18 protein-coding genes are annotated in these 21,197 nt (G+C 50.0%); 7 read left to right on the top strand and 11 right to left on the bottom strand.

Annotation, left to right across the window (positions count from 1 at the left end):
* On the top strand, positions 1–465 hold a 465-nt coding region (locus BZG83_RS12060), incomplete at its 5' end, for a GrpB family protein (RefSeq protein ID WP_077480843.1).
* 184 nt (positions 466–649) lie between these two features.
* Entirely contained in the window at positions 650–1,312 is a 663-nt protein-coding gene (locus tag BZG83_RS12055; protein WP_077480841.1) for a Qnr family pentapeptide repeat protein, read from the top strand.
* Positions 1,313–1,315: 3 nt separating this feature from the next.
* Here BZG83_RS12055 and BZG83_RS12050 read toward each other — a convergent pair whose 3' ends face one another.
* The 4 genes from BZG83_RS12050 to cysP are packed head-to-tail and all read right to left on the bottom strand — an operon-like array spanning position 1,316 to position 5,259.
* A complete protein-coding gene (locus BZG83_RS12050; protein ID WP_077480839.1) occupies positions 1,316–2,443 on the bottom strand; it encodes a sulfate/molybdate ABC transporter ATP-binding protein in 1,128 nt (375 codons plus the stop codon).
* 3 nt (positions 2,444–2,446) lie between these two features.
* The gene (cysW, locus tag BZG83_RS12045; RefSeq protein WP_077480837.1) at positions 2,447–3,355 is read right to left on the bottom strand and encodes a sulfate ABC transporter permease subunit CysW; all 909 of its coding nucleotides are present in this window, start codon (positions 3,353–3,355) and stop codon (positions 2,447–2,449) included.
* 9 nt (positions 3,356–3,364) lie between these two features.
* Positions 3,365–4,201 carry a sulfate ABC transporter permease subunit CysT gene (gene cysT, locus BZG83_RS12040; RefSeq protein ID WP_077480847.1) on the bottom strand — a complete coding sequence of 279 codons (837 nt, stop codon included), beginning with the start codon at positions 4,199–4,201 and terminating at the stop codon, positions 3,365–3,367.
* 53 nt (positions 4,202–4,254) lie between these two features.
* Positions 4,255–5,259, bottom strand: coding sequence for a thiosulfate ABC transporter substrate-binding protein CysP (gene cysP, locus BZG83_RS12035; protein ID WP_077480835.1), 1,005 nt, complete (start codon positions 5,257–5,259; stop codon positions 4,255–4,257).
* Positions 5,260–5,503: 244 nt separating this feature from the next.
* On the opposite strand from cysP, the gene cysM reads away from it, so the two are divergent.
* The gene (gene cysM / locus BZG83_RS12030; RefSeq protein WP_077480845.1) at positions 5,504–6,394 is read left to right on the top strand and encodes a cysteine synthase CysM; all 891 of its coding nucleotides are present in this window, start codon (positions 5,504–5,506) and stop codon (positions 6,392–6,394) included.
* Between the two features lie 73 nt (positions 6,395–6,467).
* Here cysM and BZG83_RS12025 read toward each other — a convergent pair whose 3' ends face one another.
* Positions 6,468–8,168 (bottom strand): FAD-dependent oxidoreductase, encoded by a 1,701-nt coding sequence (locus BZG83_RS12025; protein ID WP_077480833.1) that lies wholly within the window; start codon positions 8,166–8,168, stop codon positions 6,468–6,470.
* Positions 8,169–8,178: 10 nt separating this feature from the next.
* Positions 8,179–8,370, bottom strand: a complete 192-nt coding sequence (locus BZG83_RS12020) for a YgaP family membrane protein (RefSeq protein WP_069586663.1) — start codon at positions 8,368–8,370, stop codon at positions 8,179–8,181.
* 198 nt (positions 8,371–8,568) lie between these two features.
* On the opposite strand from BZG83_RS12020, the gene BZG83_RS12015 reads away from it, so the two are divergent.
* The 4 genes from BZG83_RS12015 to BZG83_RS12000 all read left to right on the top strand — a co-directional run bounded on the left by BZG83_RS12015 (position 8,569) and on the right by BZG83_RS12000 (position 14,221).
* On the top strand, positions 8,569–8,907 hold the full coding sequence (locus BZG83_RS12015) for an ArsR/SmtB family transcription factor (RefSeq protein WP_231637480.1): 339 nt from the start codon (positions 8,569–8,571) through the stop codon (positions 8,905–8,907).
* Between the two features lie 121 nt (positions 8,908–9,028).
* The gene (locus BZG83_RS12010) at positions 9,029–12,337 is read left to right on the top strand and encodes an efflux RND transporter permease subunit (protein ID WP_077480831.1); all 3,309 of its coding nucleotides are present in this window, start codon (positions 9,029–9,031) and stop codon (positions 12,335–12,337) included.
* On the top strand, positions 12,334–13,377 hold the full coding sequence (locus BZG83_RS12005; RefSeq protein ID WP_077480829.1) for an efflux RND transporter periplasmic adaptor subunit: 1,044 nt from the start codon (positions 12,334–12,336) through the stop codon (positions 13,375–13,377). The genes BZG83_RS12010 and BZG83_RS12005 overlap by 4 nt, the downstream gene beginning before the upstream one ends.
* Positions 13,378–13,453: 76 nt before the next feature.
* On the top strand, positions 13,454–14,221 hold the full coding sequence (locus tag BZG83_RS12000) for a substrate-binding periplasmic protein (protein ID WP_077480827.1): 768 nt from the start codon (positions 13,454–13,456) through the stop codon (positions 14,219–14,221).
* Positions 14,222–14,306: 85 nt separating this feature from the next.
* Here BZG83_RS12000 and BZG83_RS11995 read toward each other — a convergent pair whose 3' ends face one another.
* From BZG83_RS11995 to BZG83_RS11975, 5 genes are all read right to left on the bottom strand, one after another.
* Positions 14,307–15,740: a diguanylate cyclase gene (locus BZG83_RS11995; protein ID WP_131825083.1), complete on the bottom strand. Its 1,434-nt coding sequence runs from the start codon at positions 15,738–15,740 to the stop codon at positions 14,307–14,309.
* Positions 15,737–16,468, bottom strand: a complete 732-nt coding sequence (locus BZG83_RS11990; RefSeq protein WP_077480823.1) for a substrate-binding periplasmic protein — start codon at positions 16,466–16,468, stop codon at positions 15,737–15,739. Before BZG83_RS11990 ends, BZG83_RS11995 begins: the two co-directional genes overlap by 4 nt.
* 27 nt (positions 16,469–16,495) lie before the next feature.
* Positions 16,496–18,049 carry a methyl-accepting chemotaxis protein gene (locus tag BZG83_RS11985; protein WP_077480821.1) on the bottom strand — a complete coding sequence of 518 codons (1,554 nt, stop codon included), beginning with the start codon at positions 18,047–18,049 and terminating at the stop codon, positions 16,496–16,498.
* Between the two features lie 75 nt (positions 18,050–18,124).
* Positions 18,125–18,862: a substrate-binding periplasmic protein gene (locus BZG83_RS11980; protein WP_077480819.1), complete on the bottom strand. Its 738-nt coding sequence runs from the start codon at positions 18,860–18,862 to the stop codon at positions 18,125–18,127.
* A 285-nt stretch (positions 18,863–19,147) separates the two neighbouring features.
* On the bottom strand, positions 19,148–20,983 hold the full coding sequence (locus BZG83_RS11975) for a M4 family metallopeptidase (protein WP_077480817.1): 1,836 nt from the start codon (positions 20,981–20,983) through the stop codon (positions 19,148–19,150).
* Positions 20,984–21,197 lie beyond the last annotated feature (214 nt).

Raw genomic sequence — 21,197 nt, 5'->3', positions numbered from 1 at the left:
GACCAATACCAACCTGCTTGCGAGCGATTATTCAATCAGTGGCGAGTGGCTATCCAACACCAACTTCCTGAAGCGCGAGTCGAGCACATTGGCGCGTCGTCGATCCCTTCAGCAATCTCGAAAGGCGATCTCGATATTTTTGTTGGTGTACCTGCCTTACAGCATGAAGAGGCTGTAAAGCGGCTAGTTGAGTTGGGCTTTCAAGAAAAGAGAGGCACGTTACGGACTCCCGAGCTGTGTATGTTGGAATCCAAACAGGATGACGATGTTGCGTTGCAAGTGGTGGCCAATGGCTCTGAGTTCGAAGATTTTCTGACCTTTCGAGACACGCTGCGCGCTAATCCACAACTGGTTCATTCCTACAATGCGCTTAAACGCGCCTGTGAAGGGTTTGAGCAAGACGACTATCGGGAAAGAAAAGCGAGGTTTGTAGAGCAGGTGTTATCTTCGTCAGCCGGTCTGTAAGGCGAAAAATTTTTTTATCGTCGCCGTGTTCTATCTGTTCCTCTTACGCTTTCTCTGAGGCTAGTTTACCCCTTTAAATCGGCAAAATAAGGGGGTTGTAAGGTCCTGATTGTGAAAGGTTTTATTTTCGTGATTTCAAAGGGTTATGTTGTTAGCCTAGCGGCGCATTGATTGAGGGAATGATATGAAGACACATAACCAGACATTTCACCAAGAGAACTTTTCTCACCAAGATCTCAGTGAACTCGAATTTAAAGACTGTACCTTTATCCGTTGTGACTTTACCCGCGCTAACCTCCGCGATGTGACGTTCAAGCGTTGCAAATTTATCGAACAGGGCGATATCGAAGGGTGCCACTTTACCGCTGCTAACCTTCGTGATGCCAGTTTTCAGCAATGCCTATTGGCGATGGCCAATTTTAGTTTTGCCAATTGTTACGGCATTGAGATGAGAGAATGCGATCTGAAGGGCGCGAACTTTTCCCGCGCAAACTTTGCCAATCAAGTCAGCCATCGGGTGTACTTATGCTCAGCGTTTATCACCGGTTGTAACTTGTCTTATGCCAACCTTGCGCAAGCGTGCTTAGAAAAGTGCGAACTGTTTGAAAACCGTTGGATTGAAACCAACCTCCTCAGTGCGTCATTAAAAGAAGCTGATCTGAGTGGTGGTGTTTTTTCGCCCGATGTATGGGGGCAGTTTAGTGTACAAGGTGCGAATTTATGTCACGCTGAGATTGATGGCTTAGACCCACGTAAAGTGGATCTGTCGGGCGTGAAAATCGCCGATTGGCAACAATCTCAGCTACTTGAAAGCTTAGGCCTGATTATTTTTCCGGATGCGCGCTAATGATTAAATATCATACACCAAGCTATCGGCCGTCAAAAATGGCCAATTAAGGCGGTGCGGCTCGGTGTCTGTGCCGTTGAAAAAGTATCCACGGTGCGGCATCGCATACACGGTATCGCCCTTTTGATACGCTGCGGCTTGCCACGCATGATGGGTCAAGGTGGCCTCCCACAGTTGTTCACTCTCCCAGCCTTGTGGAGCGAGTGAAACCCGCACCTCGGCACCAACCGGGTTGATAGAGACCACACGCATGGGCAGCGAGAGTTGGCTATTGGGTTTATCAGCCAGGGTTAACTCATGGCTGCGCACATACAAACTGCCTGACTGTTGGGTGTGCGTGTTTAGTGTGGGTTGAATAAAGGCATTGCCGTTTTGCCACGTGCCTTGCTGATAGTGGCCGGAAAAAACATTCACGTTTCCTAAAAAATCAAACACAAAGCGACTTTTCGGCGCGGCATAAAGGTCGACCGGACTGTCGACTTGTTCAATTTGCCCATTACTCATGACCACCACGCGATCCGATAGCTCGAGTGCTTCGTCTTGGTCGTGAGTGACAAACACACTGGTAAAAGCCATTTCATCGTGTAGTCGGCGTAACCATTGGCGCAGCTCTTTGCGCACTTGTGCATCTAATGCCCCAAATGGCTCATCAAGCAATAAGATTTCCGGTTGTGTCGCTAACGCTCGCGCCAGCGCGATACGTTGCTTTTGCCCGCCTGATAATTGTTCGGGATACCGCTGGCCCAGGTGGCCTAACTGCACGACCTCAAGCAGTTGGTTAACCCTTTGTGTCTCCGTGGCCGGTGAAGGACGCTCGCGACGCGGCATCACTTGCAAGCCAAAGGCGATGTTCTCTGCCACCGTCATGTGTTTGAACAAGGCGTAGTTTTGAAAAACAAACCCGACACGGCGATCCCGCACATGGACGCGGGTGACATCGCGCTCGCCAAATAGGATCTGGCCGCTGTTACTGCTTTCTAATCCGGCAATAATGCGCAATAACGTGGTTTTACCGGAGCCTGAGGGCCCAAGCAGTCCCATCATCTCGCCTTGCTCTATGGTAAGTGATAACGGCGATAACGCTTGAAACTGGCCAAAGTGTTTAGTGATGTTGTTCAGTTGAATACGCATGGCTTACGGCTCACTTTGGTTCGTTTGTAAGGTTAAGCGGGCAGGCGTTGACGCACTGCTTTCATCCATCGGCGCGGTACTGGCGTGCACACGATACTGACGCCATTCCACCAAGGCTTTCAATACCAAGGTAGCGAGTGCCATAAAGGCAAGTAATGACGCACAGGCGAACGCCGCTTGGGTTTGGTAGTCCTCATAGAGCAGCTGTACCTGCAAAGGCAGGGTATTGGTTTGACCGCGAATGCTGCCTGACACCACAGCGACCGCACCAAACTCGCCGATGGCACGGGCATTAGTCAAAATGACCCCGTAGATGAGGGCCCACTTAATATTGGGCAAGGTGACGCGGCGAAAAAGCTGCCACCATGATGCGCCTAACACCACCGCCGCTTCTTCCTCGGCTTGCCCTTGCTGTTGCATGAGCGGGATCAGCTCGCGGGCGACAAAAGGGCAGGTAACAAAAATAGTGACCAACACAATGCCGGGTAGGGCAAACATTACTTGAAGATCATGCTCAAATAGCCACGCGCCTAGCCAGCCGTTACTGCCATAAAGCAGCAAATAGAGTAAGCCTGCGACCACGGGCGACACGGCAAACGGGATATCAATCAAGGTGGTGATCAGTTTTCGCCCCGGAAATTGGAAGCGGGTGACCGCCCATGCCAGCATCACGCCAAATACGAGGTTGATGGGTACCGTGAGAACGGCCACCAACAATGTAAGGCCAATCGCGTGGCGGGTATCGGGCGCGAGTAAATGCTGAAAATAACTTGTGATGCCATCGGCGAAGGCGATGGAAAAAATACTCACCAGCGGCACAACCAACACCAGCGCCACGAGCAGCAGCATAAGCGCGATTAAAGTGCGCCTGATCCATGGGGTATCACCGATTCTCACCGAGTTTGTGCTCATAAAGTGTCCTTACCGCCCGTGAATACGTTTTAGATAACGGCCTTGCCAAAGGTTGATGGCAAACAATAACGACAGGGATGCCATCAAGATCACCGAGGCAATGGCACTCGCCGCTGGGAAATCAAACTCTTGCAAGCGAACAAAGATCATCAGCGACGTTATCTCGCTGACGTAGGGCATATTGCCAGCAATAAAAATCACCGCACCGAATTCACCCAGACTGCGGGTAAATGATAAGGCCACACCCACTAACAACGCCGGCTTGATGGTCGGTAGAATAATCCGCCAAAATACCGCAGCGTCGCTCGCCCCGAGCACAGTACCGGCCTCTTCTTCCTCTTGGGAAATTTCCTCCAACACGGGTTGGACGGTACGTACCACAAACGGCAAGCTGGTAAACATCATGGCAATCACGATCCCAAGCGGCGTGTAGGCAACTTGGATACCGATGTTGGCAAGCATACTGCCTATCCAGCCGTTATCGGCGTACAGGGTGGCGAGCGTGACGCCGGCAACAGCGGTGGGCAGAGCAAACGGCAAATCAACCAGCGCATCGACCAAGCGTTTGCCCGCAAAGTCGTATCGCACCAGCACCCACGCAAAGAGCAAGCCAATCACACCGTTTAATAATGAAGCAATCAGTGCCGCACCGGCTGTGACTTTATAACTGGCGACAATGCGTGGGTCAGTGATGGCAAACCAGTATTCTTGCCAACTCATTTGGCTGGTTTGCATGATAAGGCCGCTGGCCGGTAACAGCAGGATTAAGCTGATGAACAGCAAAGACACGCCCAAACTGATGCCAAACCCGGGCAGCACGCGCTGCTGACGTGCTGCCCAAGGCATCGATTGGCGTTGATACGATAGCGATGGCATAGCGTCTCAATACCTAGAAAGCATTAACGGCGTTGTAGTTGGTCGAGTTTTCCGCCACTGGCAAAGTGCGTTTTCATGGCCTGATCCCAACTCCCTGCGATAGCTTCTACGGTCAGCAGTTCGACTTCAGGGAAACGATCGGCATTGTCTTTGACCACGTCAGGATGATGGACGCGGTAGTTAAAATCGGCCAATAAGCGCTGTGCTTTTTCGCTGTAAAGGTAAGACAAATACTCGGTTGCCAACTCAGTGGTGCCGTTGCGTTTGGCGTTACGCTCAACCACGGCGACGGGGAACTCGGCCAAAATCGAGGTTTTAGGCACCACAATATCGTATTTATCACTGCCATATTGCTGGCGGATATTATTGACCTCTGATTCAAAGGTGACCAGCACATCGCCAATGCCACGTTCAACAAACGAGGTGGTTGCGCCGCGGCCACCGGTATCAAACACCGCCACATTGGCGAGAAGCTGTTTCAAAAATTGGTCTTGTTGCTCGGTGTTGTCTTTTCCGAACGCCTTTTGCGCATAACCGAGTGCGGCAAGGTAGGTATAACGTGCATTACCGGAGGTTTTTGGATTCGGGAAAACAGAAGCGACGTCGTCCTTGGCCAAATCATCCCAATTTTCAATGTTCTTTGGGTTGCCCTTGCGCACCAAAAACGCGGTGGTGGAGTAGTACGGCGAGCTACTGTTGGGGAAATTCTCTTTCCAGTTTTTATCGATCAACTTGCCGCGATCGTACAACACCTGCACATCCGTGACTTGGTTGAAGGTGACCACATCTGCTTGCAGCCCTTGCATGATGGCGCGCGCCTGCGCTGAGGAGCCACCATGAGACTGCTTAATGGTCACCGACTCTCCGGTTTTTTCTTGCCAGTGCGCTTCAAACAGCGGATTGTAATCAGCAAAAAGCTCACGTGCGATATCGTAAGATGAATTCAAGAGGGTTTGCTCGGCGGCAGATACCGGCGCCGTGCTGGCGGCAAGCAAGGCCGAAAGAGCCAGAGTTTTGAATACCTTCATTGTTAAATCCTTGATGGCCGTTTGTTGCTGTTATCAGCAAAGAAAGTTGGGATAGGTCACAGAATAAAAGCAATTGAAGGGAATAAAAAACAGTTTAAATATAACCATTTTGTATATGTTAGTGAAAAAATGTCTGCGTATCGTGTCAAGCCTCCTTGTAGGATGTGGCGATAGACAGTGTCTTACGCGGTGTTGAGAGCATCCATCAGGCAGGCAATTCATGAAACATGAAGAGGTAAACAACGTGGCTGATTTCCCCACCCTTGAAGACTATGTGGGTCAGACCCCTTTGGTGCGCTTGCAGCGGTTAGCCGCAGAGACAGGCAGCACTGTTTTAGTCAAACTCGAGGGCAATAATCCGGCCGGTTCGGTGAAAGATAGACCCGCACTCAATATGATCGTGCAGGCAGAAGCGCGGGGTGATATCGAACCCGGCGATACCTTGATTGAAGCGACCAGTGGCAACACAGGGATCGCGTTGGCGATGGCGGCGGCGATTAAAGGTTATCGACTGATTTTAATCATGCCTGAAAACGCCACACAGGAGCGCAAAGATGCCATGCGAGCCTATGGCAGTGAGTTGATCCTCGTCTCTCAAGCGGCGGGGATGGAGGGCGCTCGCGATTTAGCTTTATCCATGCAAGCACAGGGCAAGGGCAAAGTGTTAGATCAGTTCAATAACCCGGATAACTGGCGGGCGCATTTAACGGGTACGGGGCCAGAAATTTGGCAACAAAGCCAGCAACAAATCACCCACTTTATCGCCAGCATGGGCACCACAGGTACCATTGTGGGAACCTCAAAGTATCTAAAAACGCAAAATTCCGCGATTAAAACCATTGGTTTACAACCGACAGAGGGGAGCGCGATTCCTGGTATTCGCCGCTGGCCAGCTGAATATCTCCCCGGCATTTATACCGACGAGCACATTGATGCAGTGATGGATATTTCCGAGCAAGATGCGAAAGAGACCGCGCGCGCCCTCGCCAGAGAAGAAGGTATTTGTGCGGGGGTTAGCTCGGGTGGTGCCGTGTTTGCTGCCCTGCAAGTCGCCAAAGCCGAACCCGGCTCTGTGGTGGTAGCCATTGTTTGCGATCGCGGCGATCGTTATTTGTCGTCTGGGTTGTTTTCGTAGAACACCTTCCCGCCAGCATAAAAAAGGTGACCCATGTGGGGTCACCCAGTTGAATTTGAACACAGTGTTCGCACTACGCTGTGGCGAATTTGTAGGTGCGATAGCCACCAATCAAGTTGCGGGCTTTAAAGCCATTGTTGACTAGCTGGCGGTAGGCGACGTTGCCGCGCAGACCGACTTGGCAGTACACCACAATTTCTTTGTCTTTTGGCAGCTCATTAATGCGTCCACGCAGCTCGTCGACCGGAATATGGATATCACCATCGATATACTGACCGTTTTCGCGCTCGGGGGCATTACGCACATCAAGTAGCACTTGATCGTCGGTGAGGTTGTCTACCTCATCAAAGTGGATCGGCGTCGTGTCACCTTTAAGAATATTGGTGGCCACAAAGGCTGCTTGGTTAATCACATCTTTGGCACTGCCATACGGCGGCGCATAAGTGAGCTCGAGATGTTGTAGCTGCTCAACGGTCATGCCAGCACGTTGTGCCACGGCCATGACATCAATGCGCTTATCAATGCCGTCTTTACCCACCGCTTGTGCGCCTAAAATCGCGCCGGTATCCGGGGCAAACAGCAGCTTAAATGAGACGATTTCCGCACCGGGATAATAACCGGCATGACTGGCGGCGTGAACATAGACCTTTTGATAGTCGATATCAGCGTGCTTGAGTTGTTTCTCGTTTTGGCCCACCGAGGCGACGGCGAGATCGAACACTTTACAGATGGCGGTGCCTTGGGTGCCAAGATAATGTTCAGTGCTGCCTAGCATGTTGTCAGCGGCCATCCGCCCTTGACGGTTCGCCGGACCCGCCAGTGGCACTAACGTTGGCTTATGGGTCACAAAGTCGATTTCTTCCACTGCATCGCCGACCGCGTAAATATCGGGATCTTGGGTCTGCATGGTGCTGTTGACCACAATGCCGCCTTTTTCACCAATGGCAAGCCCCGCCTGTTGCGCCAGCGTGACTTCAGGCTTAACGCCAACCGCCATGATCAACAATTCAGTATGCAGCGTGTCGCCATTATTTAGCGTGAGGTTCAGTGAACCTTCCAAGTGTTGCGGCTCACTGGGCTCGCCGGCATCATCACTGGCGACATGCGTGGTGGGAATAAACTCGGCGGACTCCAGTGCTGTGCCTAGGCGTAAATCCACTCCTTGATCGCGAATGGTTTGATGAACAAAGCCCGCCATTTCTCGGTCAACCGGCGTCATTACCTGATCGGCCATCTCCAATAGGGTGGTTTTAATCCCGCGTTGATGCAGCGCTTCCATCATCTCAAGGCCAATAAAGCCCCCGCCAACGACAGTCGCATGGCTGGGGTTATTCATCTCAATGGTATGCAAAATCGCATCCATATCTGGAATATTGCGGAGCGAGTGGGTCAGCGGGTTATCTAAGCCAGGGATGGGCGGCATGATGGGGGCCGCACCTGGGCTTAACAACAACTTGTCGTAGCTTTCTTGATAATTGCTGCCATCGGCACGGGTGACGGTAACGGTTTTGGCTTCGCGATTAATCGCAGTGACCGTACTGTTGATGCGCACATCCACATTAAAGCGGGCGCGAAAACTATCTGGGGTTTGCAGCAAGAGTTTACTGCGATCGGTAATATCTCCGCCGATATGATAAGGCAAACCACAATTAGCGAACGAGACGTACGGGCCACGTTCGAACATGATAATTTCGGCTTCTTCACTTAAGCGACGGGCGCGAGCGGCGGCAGAGGCGCCACCAGCGACGCCGCCAATAATTACGATTTTGGTCATTATGACTCCATCAAGCGTTGCTTAGTCCAAGTTTTTTCAGGAAAAAGGCAGCCGGACAAATCCCTGTAAACGCACTTTGGATCAGGTTTACGCCAATGAAGACGGTTAGCCAAATAAATTGGCTGTGAACTGTGAGGGTAAGCACGACAGAAAGTAGCACCATCATGCCAGCGATTACACGTACGCCATTATCAATTGTCATAGCAAGACTCCTTTGCATCCTCTATACGATTCCCCGACAGACCGAACCGCTTTGGCTCGAACGCCTTCAGTATTTGTCGGCACTGGGATCACTCTAGAAGTTATATTTAGAAAAGTCTAATAATAATTTGTCTAAATTAGAATTGACTAAATAAAATGCCGCGCTAAGCTATGAGTATTGGCGAGAAAGGAGTGGGTGATGGCAGAGTCAACGGTGCCGTTTGAGGCAGAAAGCGTACCGGATATGGACATCAGTGCCATGCGTGAGCAAGCGTCTTTGGTGGCGACCATGTTGAAAGTGATGGCCCATCCTGAGCGATTAATTGTGCTGTGCCAGCTTTTGGCCGGAGAGCGCTCCGTAGGGCAATTGCTGCAAGGGTCGTCGCTCAGTCAGTCGGCGTTTTCCCAGCACCTTAGCGTGTTAAAGCGGCATCAACTGGTTAAGGTGCGCAAGTCATCTCAGCAGGTGTTTTATCAGCTCAATGACCCCCACGTCGCGGCGATTATCGCCACCTTGCAGCGGCTCTATTGTGCCTGATGTGTCTGAATCTGAGCGATCAGCATACATTTATTGCCCGTCGATGCGCTAAGTTAATTAATATTCAGCGTTTTTACCTATCGTTTTCTTGTCGTTACTGACATCAGCCAAAGGATCGAATATGCGAGATGCCCAGCCACAAGGTCAGCTGATCACCCGAGTAATGAATAGCTTCTTCCCGCCCATCCTCATCGTGCTTGCACTGCTGGTCGGGGCGGCGGCGCTGTGGCTTACACCCAAAGAAGAAGATCCGCAAATCGTGGTACCAATGGCAGATGTGGTGGTACAAGCGCCTGGTTTGAGTGCGCCACAAGTGGCAAAGCAGGTGACGCAGCCGCTCGAGAAAAAAGTCAGTCAAATTGATGGGGTGGAGTATGTGTATTCCACCACCCAAGCAGGCTCCGCGTTGGTCACGGTGCGCTTTTACGTGGGTGAAGATCGCGAGTCTGCCTTGGTGAAACTTTATAACAAGCTGTACGCCAACCAAGATGCGATCCCAGCTGCTGTGAGCGAATGGGCAATCAAGCCGGTGGAAATTGATGATGTGCCAATTGTGATTGCGGCACTGCGTAGCGAAAACCCTGACCAGCTCGACCATTATGCGCTTCGACGCATTGCCGAGCAGGCCACCTTGGATCTCAAAGCCCTTCCCGAAACCAATGCGGTGAAGGTGGTGGGTGGTGTGCCGCGGCAGGTATTGGTCACGCTCGATCCTGCGGCTATGGCTAGCTATCAAATCAGCGTGTCTGATCTGACTAATGCCTTTTCGCTAAGCCATCAAAAGCGTGATGTCGGGGATATTCAGCATCAGGGTGAGCGCTATGTATTAAAAACCGGCCAGTGGTATCAAAGCCTTGAGGAGATACGCCATTTAGTGGTGGCGGTGGTTAATGGCAAACCTGTGTACCTGCAGGATGTAGCCGAATTATCCGACGGCGCGCAAGAGCCCACCACAGATACCTGGATCCAATCGACCGATGATAGCCAGCCGCATCCAGCAGTGTTTCTCTCGGTGGCCAAGCAAAAAGGTTCGAACGCGGTGAGCGTGGCCGAGGATATCACCGCCACGCTCAATCATCTGGTCGCCACACAATTTCCCGAGGGCGTGAGCGTTGAGATTATTCGCAATTACGGTCAAACCGCCGATGCCAAAGTAAAAAACTTGGTGTCCAGCCTCGGTATTGCGGTGCTCACCGTGGTGGTCTTTGTTGGCTTGTTCTTAAACTGGCGAAGTGCCTTAGTGGTAGCGATTGCGATCCCAATCAGTTATGGCGCGGCATTAGGGCTGGATTTAGCCTTTGGCTATTCGATTAACCGCGTCACCCTGTTTGCGTTAATTTTGGCGCTGGGACTGATTGTTGATGATCCGATTGCCAGTATCGACAACATTGAACGGCACCTGACTCATGATAATAAGCCCCGTGGAAGCACGATTGTGCTGGCGATGTTGGAAATCAAACGCGCATTGATCATGTCGACGGTGGCGATTGTGATTGTGTTTACCCCGATGTTTTTTATCACCGGCATGATGGGGCCGTATATGGCGCCCCTTGCATTCAATGTGCCGGTCAGTGTGGTGATCAGTACCTTGGTAGCGTTTTTAGTCACCCCTTGGCTTGCCAAAAAAATTGTCCGCGCTTCCAATAAAGGTGATGACTATCGCATAGAGACCACGCCGCTGTACCGTGGCTACCGACGCGTGTTGCTGCCATTGCTCGAGAGTAATCGTCGCGCCAAAGCGTTTTTATGGCTAGTGGGCGTGTTGTTCGTCATCGCCGCCTTGCTGCCTGCTTTGCGCTTCGTGCCACTCAAACTCTTGCCGTATGATAATAAAAACGAGTTTCAGGTAGTACTGGATTTGCCGGAAACCGCCAATCATGTTGATACCTCCAACGTGCTGCGAGAGATGAACCGTTATCTACACACGCAAGCCGAGGTGGTGTCGGTATCCGGCTTTGCCGGGATCGCCTCACCGATGGATTTTAATGGCATGGTGCGCCATTACTTTACTCGCCAAGCGCCTTACCAGGGTGAACTGCGTGTGGTGCTGGTGGATAAGCACCGGCGCACGTTGCAATCGCATGGCTTGGTCACGCGCATGCGTGATGAATTAGAAGCCATCGCAGCAAAATATGATGCCGAGGTGCAATTAGTGGAAATGCCGCCGGGGCCGCCTGTGCTGGCAACCATTGTCGCGGAAGTGTATGGCTCACCAAGCACGCCGTATTCAACCCTGCAAGCGCAAGCGACGCAGGTGGCCGAGCGATTAAAGCGTGAAGCCTTGGTGTCAGAAGTGAGCACCAGTATTCAAGGGCCTTTATCGAGCTGGCAGTTTGTGGTGGACCAAGAAAAAGCCGCCTTGTCGGGTATTGCCGTGGCCGACATCAACCAAGCGCTCAGGGCCGCGAACCAAGGGGTCACGCTGGCCCATTTAGCGGATGCCGATGAAATGGATCCCTTGCCCGTGAGGCTGCAACTTGCGCCAGATGCCCGTGATCAACTTGATGCGCTGCTTGCACTGCACGTACGCGGTCGGGCTGGAGTGGCTAAACAATCGATTCAAGGTGCCTTGGTGGATGCGCCGCAGCCGCTGGTCGCCTTGAGTGAGCTCGGTCATTTTACGCGGCAACCGGTTGATCAGCCTATCTATCATAAAAACTTGCGCCCCGTCGTGTATGTGTACGCCGAACCCACTGGACGCGTGCCGGGCGAAGTAGTCGCCGATGTGATGGCCGACTTTAATCAACCTGAATCGGATAGTGCTCGCCCGCTATCAGCGCGTAGTTATCTGGATAATGGCGCGGGTGATGGCTGGCAAGTTGATGAGGGTATCGAGGTGGTATGGAGTGGTGAAGGAGAGTGGAAGATCACCATTGATGTCTTCCGCGATCTGGGGATTGCCTATGGCGCAGCACTGCTGGGCGTCTTTATTGTGATGCTGATACAAACCGGGCTACCGGCGGTATCGGGTATTATTATGCTCGCGATCCCGCTGACCGTGATTGGCATCATGCCGGGTTTTTGGTTGCTCAATGACTTAAGCGGTGAGATCAACGGCTACCCAAACCCGGCGCTATTCACCGCCACCGCGATGATTGGCATGATTGCATTGGCAGGGATTGTGGTGCGTAACTCACTGGTGTTAATTGAATTTATTCAACAGTCACTTGCACAAGGCATGGCGCTGAGTGAAGCCCTAGTACAAGCGGGCGCAGTGCGAATGCGGCCTATTTTGCTCACCGCCGGCACCACCTTATTGGGGAATGTGATTATCACCCTCGACCCTATTTTCAATGGCTTAGCGTGGGCAATTATTTTCGGCATTGCCGCGTCTACCGTGTTTACCTTGCTGGTTGTGCCTGTGGTGTACAACCTTGCGTATCAACATCACCCGACCCATGGCTTATCAGTAGAAGGAGAGGATGCATGAAGGCAAAAAAAGGCTTACTCGCACTGGTGCTAGGCACTGGGTTATTGGTGTTATTTTTGGCGATGGCTGGCGCCTTTACCGAGAAAGTGGCGTCAGAATCGCCCCTCAAACCTGTCGCAAGCGATATGAAAACGCTAACACTGGAAGCGGTCGAACAGCCGCAAACGCGTATCTTCTCGGGTAAGCTAGTGGCACGACAAAACGCCACGCTGGCAGCGCGGATGACGGYCACCGTCGCGGAAGTGTTGGTTGATGTCGGTGACCGCGTTGAGCAAGGCGATGTATTACTGCGTTTAGATAATGCCGACCTCAGTGCCAAAGTTCGCCAAGTGCAACAAGCCTTGGCCTCGGCGCAATCGCAACTGAATACCGCGCGCAGTGACTACCGACGAATGGAGACCTTGTTGGCGAAAAAGCTGGTGCCTCAATCTCAGTTTGATGAAGCGGAAAATCGCTTAAAAACGGCGCAGTCTGATTATCGCCGCGCCCTTGCTGCGGTGGACGAGGCAGAAACCCAATTTGGTTTTAGTCTGGTGCGAGCGCCTTTCTCTGGTGTGATCACGGAAAAGATCATCAACCAAGGTGATACGGCAACACCGGGGGCGGCGCTGCTATCTCTGTATAATCCTGAAAGCATTGAAGCGACGGTCAATGTGGCGGAATCTGCGTTACTCTTCGTCGACATCGGTCAATCTTTGACGGTTACGCTCCCGACCTATGATAAAACTCTGACGGGCGTGGTGCGCACCGTGACACCGGCCGCCGATGCCACGTCACGCAGTTATCGTGTTGTAGTGACACTGCCAAACACGGAGATGAGTGATACTTTGCTACCGGGTATGTTTGCAAAAGTGACAGTGTCACAAAAAGCCGAACCTGTACTTTACTTACCGAGCAATGCGTATTATCAAATTGGACAACTTAACTATGTGAAGGTGCTCGACGCGGGTAAGGCCAAGACTCGGCTGGTATCGCTCACAAAGCAAGGGCGCGTACGTAAGGGGTTAAAGCTTGGCGAGGTAGTTATATTGAATCCGTAAAAAATGCAGTGATTAAGGTCGCGTTATGGAGAATATCATCAATACTTAGAGTGAGGTTTCCTAATAGGAGTTCACTATGAAAATTGCGATACTTTCTGCAACTGCCCTTGTTGGCACGCTCGTCGCTAGTCCAGCATTAGCGCTTGATACTTCCTCTATCAGCGCCTGCGGTGATGGAGCTGGCTGGCCACCTTTCCACTATAAAAAAGGTGATAATATCGAGGGGTATGATGTTGACGTTCTGAACAATATCTTCGGTAAAGAAGGCGTTAACGTATCGGTTGAAATGCCTCCTTGGAAACGTTGCGTATTAGAAACGAAAGCAGGCAATTATGATATAGCGTTGAGCGCATCGTACAATGAAGAGCGTGATCGGGATTATCTACTTACCGACTACTACTATACTCTTCAACCCAGTTACATCTACTCAACTCGCCAAAATCCTAATGGCCTGAATATAAGCTCAGTAGAAGATTTAAATGGGTTGAGAATGTGTGGCCTTCTTGGCTATAACTACACAGGCTTTGGTGTTGACGACAGTAAAGTCAGAAAATCAGCAAAAAGCTTTGATCAATTAGTGCAAAAAACCGAAGCAGGCCGTTGTGATGTATTCTTGGCGCGTTATGAGATATTGGCTGGATTTAAAGTTGCGCAAGGCACTGATTATCTCGCTGGCGGAATGCAAGTAGAGCCAATTCCTGGAAACAGTGGTGATAAATTCCACATGATGATTTCTAGAGAGCACCCAGAAGCGAATGCTATCAAAGCAATGCTTGATGAAGGTGTGAAAGAAATGCGTGAATCAGGCCAACTGCAAGAGATATTGGATAAGTACTTAAATTAGTCTACCAATAGATATTTAAAGATACATTTACCAAGATAAAAAAGAGGTGTGGCCACCTCTTTTTTATTCTTATTTCAGAGCTTGCTCAATTTATCTTTTCTTTCGTGGGACGTTCACGTTTTCCCAATGTCTTGACGCGATACATATCATGGTCAGCGGTAGCCATGACTTCGTCTAGGCTTTGTGGTGACTCATGATCGTATAGCGCGTGACCGATACTTAATGACGGATAGAGTTTATAAGTTTGCCATGCACATGCACGGGATTCTACCGAGGTCTTGATGCTGTTGATAATACTATTTACATCRCCGGGTCGAGCATCTCTTAGTACGGCAATAAATTCATCGCCCCCCATTCTCGCGACAATATCTGAGGCTCGAACACTCTGACGCAGGCGTAAGGCCACGTGGGCGAGTAAAGCATCTCCGGCTTCGTGGCCGTATACGTCATTAGTCAACTTAAAGTCATTTAAATCGATATTCAGCAGTACGAATGACTCCTTTCGTTCAGTCGTGAGCTTTTCTAACAAATCAATGGCAAAACGACGATTAGGCAGAGTGGTTAGTTGGTCTTGGAACGCTTGCTCCTTCGCTTTTAAAAAGCTGCGATAAAACAGGCCGATCATACCGTAAGTTGCTAAGACAAAGGAAATACAGATGGCATAAACGAATACACTTAATTGTTTGACTTGAGGTGTTTGTGCAATCGTATATTGCGCAGCCAAAGTCCATTCGCCATTGGGGAGACTAATGGGGACTACAAAGTCGGCATTGAAAAAAGTGTCTTGCGAGCCATAAAAGTAATCTAGCGTTTCTGTATTCTTTATGGCAACGGAGGCCCCTGCGAGATTAAAGAGGCCCGACTCTTCAAACAGTTTGGTGTAATTGATCACGACACTGACGCCACCCCAGTAAGAACTTTTATCAATGGGAGATAAAAAAATGGGGAAGCGCGCGATAATCGCCTGTCCACCTTGCACAAGATCTACCGGGCCTGCAATATAAACGTCTGCGAGGTTTCTTGCCCGAAGTACCGTTCGATACTGTTCCGGCCGAGCGCGGAAATCGAGCCCTATCGCTGCTTCATTTCCCTTTAGTGGATAGACGTGGCTAATCACATCATTGGGTGCGAGCCCAACGTTTCTCACATAACTGGCTTTGGTGAGAAGTTTACCGGCAACGTCATCCCAACTTGCCATGGCGAATTCGGGGTCAATCGCAACAACGGTCGCAAGGCTATCGGCGAGGTAAGTGTCTCTAAATATCGCCGCTTCAATACGGGAGCGAATGAGTGTGGCCTTACGGTTGATGTCTTCTTGCTCCTCTTTAATCACTTGTTCAATGATATAATTATGCGTGCTGACAATGGCCAGCCCAGCAAGTAGCGCAAAGCCTAATGTGAACACTAAAAACCATCGATTGAATTGTCGCTTAAAAAGCATCGCACACCCTACAAATAAAAAAGAAGGGGCTGGTGCATCCCTTCTTTTAGTGTATCCGATATTTTTACTTTCGATCACTTAATGCCATATTTTTCAACGATTTTATCGAATGTCCCGTTGGCTTTTATTGCTTCGAGTCCTTTGTTATAGGCATTAATAAATAGCGCACCGTCTGGATTCGCTTTACCGGAGGTGACGTGAAGCGGTTTCGATGACAGGGGCTTATTCGTAAACGCAAACGCATTTGCGTCCATACCTTCTTCTTTCATCACGGACAGCGCGACAACCTTGTCTTCTAAGGTGAGATCGATACGATTAGCGAGTAATTTCTTCAAATTTGTGACTAGGTTATTCGCTTCTGGCTTATCAAAACTGTCTGAGGCAAGAAACGCATCGCCATACCCATAGTCGCGGATGATACCAACCGTTTTTCCGTCTAGCCCACTAAGGTCGGAAAATTGGAAGCTGTCAACGGCGCGCTTGATAAATGTCAGCTCATTGGTGAGATAAGAATCGCTGTAGTGTAAAAAATCAGTGCGAGCTTCGGTGTACCAAGTGGCCGGCAGCAAATCGATGGTGCCTTTACTTACCGAATCTAGCGCGCGTGCCCAAGGCATGTTTTTGAACTCAACGTCATAGCCTTGCGTTTTCATCGCTTCGGTTAATAACTCAACCGAGATACCGGGCATGGAGGCATCAGACGTTACAAACGGCGGCCAAGGGTCTTGGGCGGCTGTTAATGTGCGCGCCATCACCCCTGGTACCATCAAAAGAAACAGTAAGCCAACTGTAAATATCTTTTTCATTGTCGCTCCTTGTGATGTACCAGATTGTTATGTTTTAAATTTACCCATCTGTCCTTTAATGTTTTCACTCAGCTCCAGCACTTTGTCTGTTCGAGCCGCGTTATCTTGCGCACCTTCGGTCACATAATTCGTGGCGTCTGACGCTTCGTTGATCGCTTGACTGACTTCATCAATGGCTTGACGTTGTTCGTCAGTTGCTTGCGAGATTTGTCCACTACGCTCGGAAATATCGGTGATGGTTTCGCGCACTTGGCTGACCGACTCTTGCGACTCAGACACTCGACCGGCAGTGCTTTCTAAGATGCTACCGATACGTTTGATCTCTTTCTCCACTGACTCAGTCGCTTCGCTCAATGATTTGATGTTGGATTGAATCTGCTCGGTCGATTCACTGGTTTTGACTGAGAGACTACGCACTTCATCGGCAACCACAGCAAAACCGCGACCTTGCTCACCAGCGCGGGCCGCCTCAATCGCTGCGTTGAGGGCGAGTAGGTTGGTTTGCTCGGAAATATCATTAATTACGTTCACCACATCGGAGATCTTCTCGCCTTCCTCTAGCAGCTTGTGCATCTCGGCGTTGACGTTCTCCATCTCAGAACGCATGTTGATAATTTCAGACGCAGAGCTTTCGATGGTGTGATACACCTGATTGACCAAATCAGTTGCCCCCTGCGCGTGGCTTGCAGCGTCGTTCGCGGTATCAGCAACGGTTGCAATCGACTGATTCATCTCAGTCGCTGCTGCTGCAACAGTAGAAAGGCTTTGTTTTTGTTGCTCGAGGCGCTCGGCGTTTGTCCGTGCCATCTGTCCGCTTTGTGCTGCGACTTCAGCCAAATTGATAGAAGCTTGCGTCACTTCGTTGACGATCTCGCGCAAAGACGCGGTAAAGTGGTTGATGTGCTCAGTGATCTTCGCGAATTCTTTATATTTTGGCTCCGGGATCACTTTGGAGAGATCGCCATCGCCACTGGCCAGTTCGCGGACGCGTTCGGTGAGGTCGTTAAGTGGTTTCACCACGGTCGCGGTCAGGGCTAAGATCAAAAACACAATCATCACCGCATCAAGTACAAGCAGCTCGATAATATTGCGATACAGGGTATCGGCGAGGGCCGCTTCTAAGCGGTCAGTGTTATAAAATACCTGTACCGTACCGACTTTGTTAGTCTCCCCGTACTCGGTGAAAGACAGTTCACTCTCTTCTTTAGGCATGGCTTCATAGTAAGCCTGCTGATCGGCGCCAATATCGACGGGAGGACGCTTTTCTCCATCTTCTGAGGGAGGTCCGAGGCGTAAAAACAGGATGGCTTCGCCTTGGTTATCTAACACCCGAACGCCTTTAATGTCGGGGGCTTTTAACTCGGCGGAGATCGAGAGCTTGGCCGCTTCAAGGTCAAAATCCCAAATTGCTTTGGGCAAGCTCAGCTTCATACGATTGGTTGCGTTGTCCACTGTGGCGACAAGTGCGCTATTGAGTTCCTGCTTGGTGTCTTGGTAATCAATGTAGCTGGAGATCCCCAACACGACCGAAACAGCAATAACTACTTGCGTTACAAATATTGCTTTCAGACTTTTAAACATAGCGTTCATCTTCCATCTATTTCCACGCCCAGTGGTACAGCAGTGCTTTCCCACTTAACTTTGGTGCAGCGCCTCCTAGTTGCCTAGGTGGCTTTGCATAATCTGTTCGATATCAATTTTTTTCAGGCCTTCATTGACGATGTCACGCCATTTTCGTCCCTCTTCATTGTCGGCAAAGGCAATGTAGAGTTTTTTGTCGACAAGAAGCTTCTTGTTCATCTGTAGCTTGTCTTTCACAGCACTCAGTGCAGGGTCATTTTCTTTAAGATAAGCCAGCACGTTGGCGTCGATGACCGCAAGTGGAAGACGTTCGCGACCGACTTTCTGTAAATTCTGCGTGTCATTCGTCACAGCAGATGATTTAAGCGTGCCATTGGCAATCCGCGCATCCAGCTCTGGTGTGTTCACATAGCCTCGCACCACGCCTATCGTGTGTGAAGCCAGATCATCCAACGAGGACCATTCAATCGGTTGATTGGTGTTTTCGACAAAACCAAGGGGTCCAGTTCCTATCGGGTCGGAAAAGAGTAACTCGTCAGTCTCGTAGTAATATTCGGGAAAATACCCCGCATATTGGGTATCGTTTTTGACCAAGTACACGGTGCGAGACCAAGGATAAAACTCAACATTGAGTTCGTGTCCCATTGCTTCAACTGCGGCCCTAACAACTGCAACCGATGCGCCTTGTTCAGGCAGGCTATTGCCCGAGTAGGGGGGCCACTCAAGCGATGGCATGGTGAGGACGTCGGCGCGTGCGCTAGCAGATACCATAATGCAAAGCGATAATGCCATGGTGAACAAGTGCTTGAGCATAGTCCCTCCGATTTTTGAGCCCTTACTTCAGCATAGACGACAAACAAAACGCTGAGAGAAATGATCGACATTCAGCGTTTTGGCTTGGTTATGTGCGAAATAAAACTGATCTTAAAATTATGTTTTTATTTGCGTTATTTGAGCTTTTTATGGAAAAAGAAAGATAGCGCTTGGTGTGCAAAAAGCTAAGCACGTTATGAACTGTCTATGAAGTTAGCGTTTTTCGGGTAAATGGTGGACAAAAAAGCGCCGCTTTGGGAAAGCGGCGCTGAGGACGGTGAGTAATTAGTTGCGAACTAAGCTCACACCCGAGTAGTTAGAGTAGCCGCGAACCATCACATGGTAGATTTCGTCATCTTTTGCGTTGACAGTGCATGATTCTTCATTGCCATAGTCAAAAGGACGGCAGTCCCAATCGCTTGTGGTGGGGGCGCTACCAGCTTTTACATATAAGTCGGCATCGCCTGTACCACCACTCATGGTGACTTTTACCGAACGGTTGCTATCAACAGTGAAAGTGAAGAGCTCAGAAGAACCACGACTACCACTCAAACCGGTTTTTGGTTCGTTAGGGAGTAACACAGAACCTGAGTTGTCGTCAGAACAGGCAGAGGTATTAACGCCCACGGTATTAAAGGCTGCAACCACATCGGCTTCGTTGTAGTTGAGATCTTTTGCGGCCTTAACGACACCACAACCACCTTCATCAAACGTACTATTGGCTGTCCAGTAAAGTTGGTTGGCAACGGTGAAGACTTCAAAACCTTTGCGGACATCCCAGTTTGGCTTATTCGCAAGGAGATAGAAGGCACGGTTAAAGACACCGCTTGAATAGTGCACGTTCATGCCTGAGTAGTATTGATCGACATGGTCAATCGATTTGCCATCGCGCGAAGGCTGTTCAAAGTAACGCAAACCGCCCGAACCTTTGAAGATATCCGCACCGACAATCCAGTCCACATCACCATGCATGTAGAACTCAGCCGCTTCACCGGCGATATCAGAGAATGCTTCGTTAATACCACCCGACATGTTGCGGTATACCAATCCAGAGTTTTGCTCTGTGAAACCGTGACTGACTTCGTGGGCGCTAACGTTGATATCAACCAATGGATAAAACGTTGATTGACCATCACCGAACGTCATTGAGCTGCCGTTCCAGAAGGCATTTTCATAATCCTTGCTGTAATGGACACGCATCGTCAACTGGAAGGTCAATGGCGCCGTGTTCATCCAATCTTTGTACATATTGAAAACGACATGACCAAAGTAATGCGCGTCATTCAGCGGGGAGTATGCGCCGTTAGTGTATTTTGTATCGTTATAGTTGGTACCATCTGGACATGGGTATGTAAATGCGTTGGTGCCTGATGTGCCGTGGTTCAGGTTAACCGTTTTGACGTTGTCGGTTTCCATGGTACACACATCGCCCACTTTATCGACGGGGAAGTCATCATAGTCCGTGCCGTACAAATATTGGCCCGTTTTTTCATTTCCCCCCGGACCAGTACCACCGGCAGCTGCATGATTGATCCCATCCCACTGGCTAATGATTTCACCGGTTTCCGCGTCAACCATATAGAAAGGACGCTTAGGCTCTTCGGCGGCGACGAAGAAATCCACAATATACACGAGCTGTGCTTTTTGATTTTCATCGAGTTGAACAACCAGTCTGGTGTTCTCATTTTCAAAGGGAGCCGAGGTGAGGGTGGTCTGGCTCTGTGTGAAGTGTGCCTTCGCAGCCCCTAAGGCATCTTGGCTATTCAGTGCAGGCGCGACTGTCATGATGTCTTCAGTAAGGCCTTGTGCCATAGTGCCGTAAACATTGCTGCGTTTTCCGGCTTTTTCAGTAGCAACCACATTGGTATCTAGTACAGGAACGCCTTGGTAGGTTTGCTGATAGCGAACTTTGACTTTACCGTTAGGCAGCGTGACGCGTTTTACTTCTTTAAAACCTAGCGGGTTGGCTGAGGAGCCCATTGGGGCGTATACACCGATTGGTTGGTCGAGAACCTGACTCAGAACGGTGTCATCGGTCACATTAATTAGCTCTGCGCTAAGTGCGGGTGTGCTTGCAAAAACCCCTGTGGTGACTAACCAAGTCAACTTGGATAATTTCATTTTTATTGCCCTATTTTTTGTTGAAAGATTCCTTTCTCCCCAACGGCTTAATAGGAAGACGAGCGTGCTGCTCGTCGATCAAACGTGGCTTATAGATAACAATATTTACAAGGCTTTTTATTTTTTGTTTGTATAGATTTTGTTACAAAAAGCCTGTATTTGATTGGATTTTTGAGAGGTGTGTCTTGTTTTATGATTCTGATTTATATAGATA

This window comes from Salinivibrio sp. PR919 (assembly GCF_001995355.1).
Lineage (GTDB): Bacteria > Pseudomonadota > Gammaproteobacteria > Enterobacterales > Vibrionaceae > Salinivibrio > Salinivibrio proteolyticus.
This window is presented reverse-complemented; position numbering and strand designations above follow the sequence as displayed.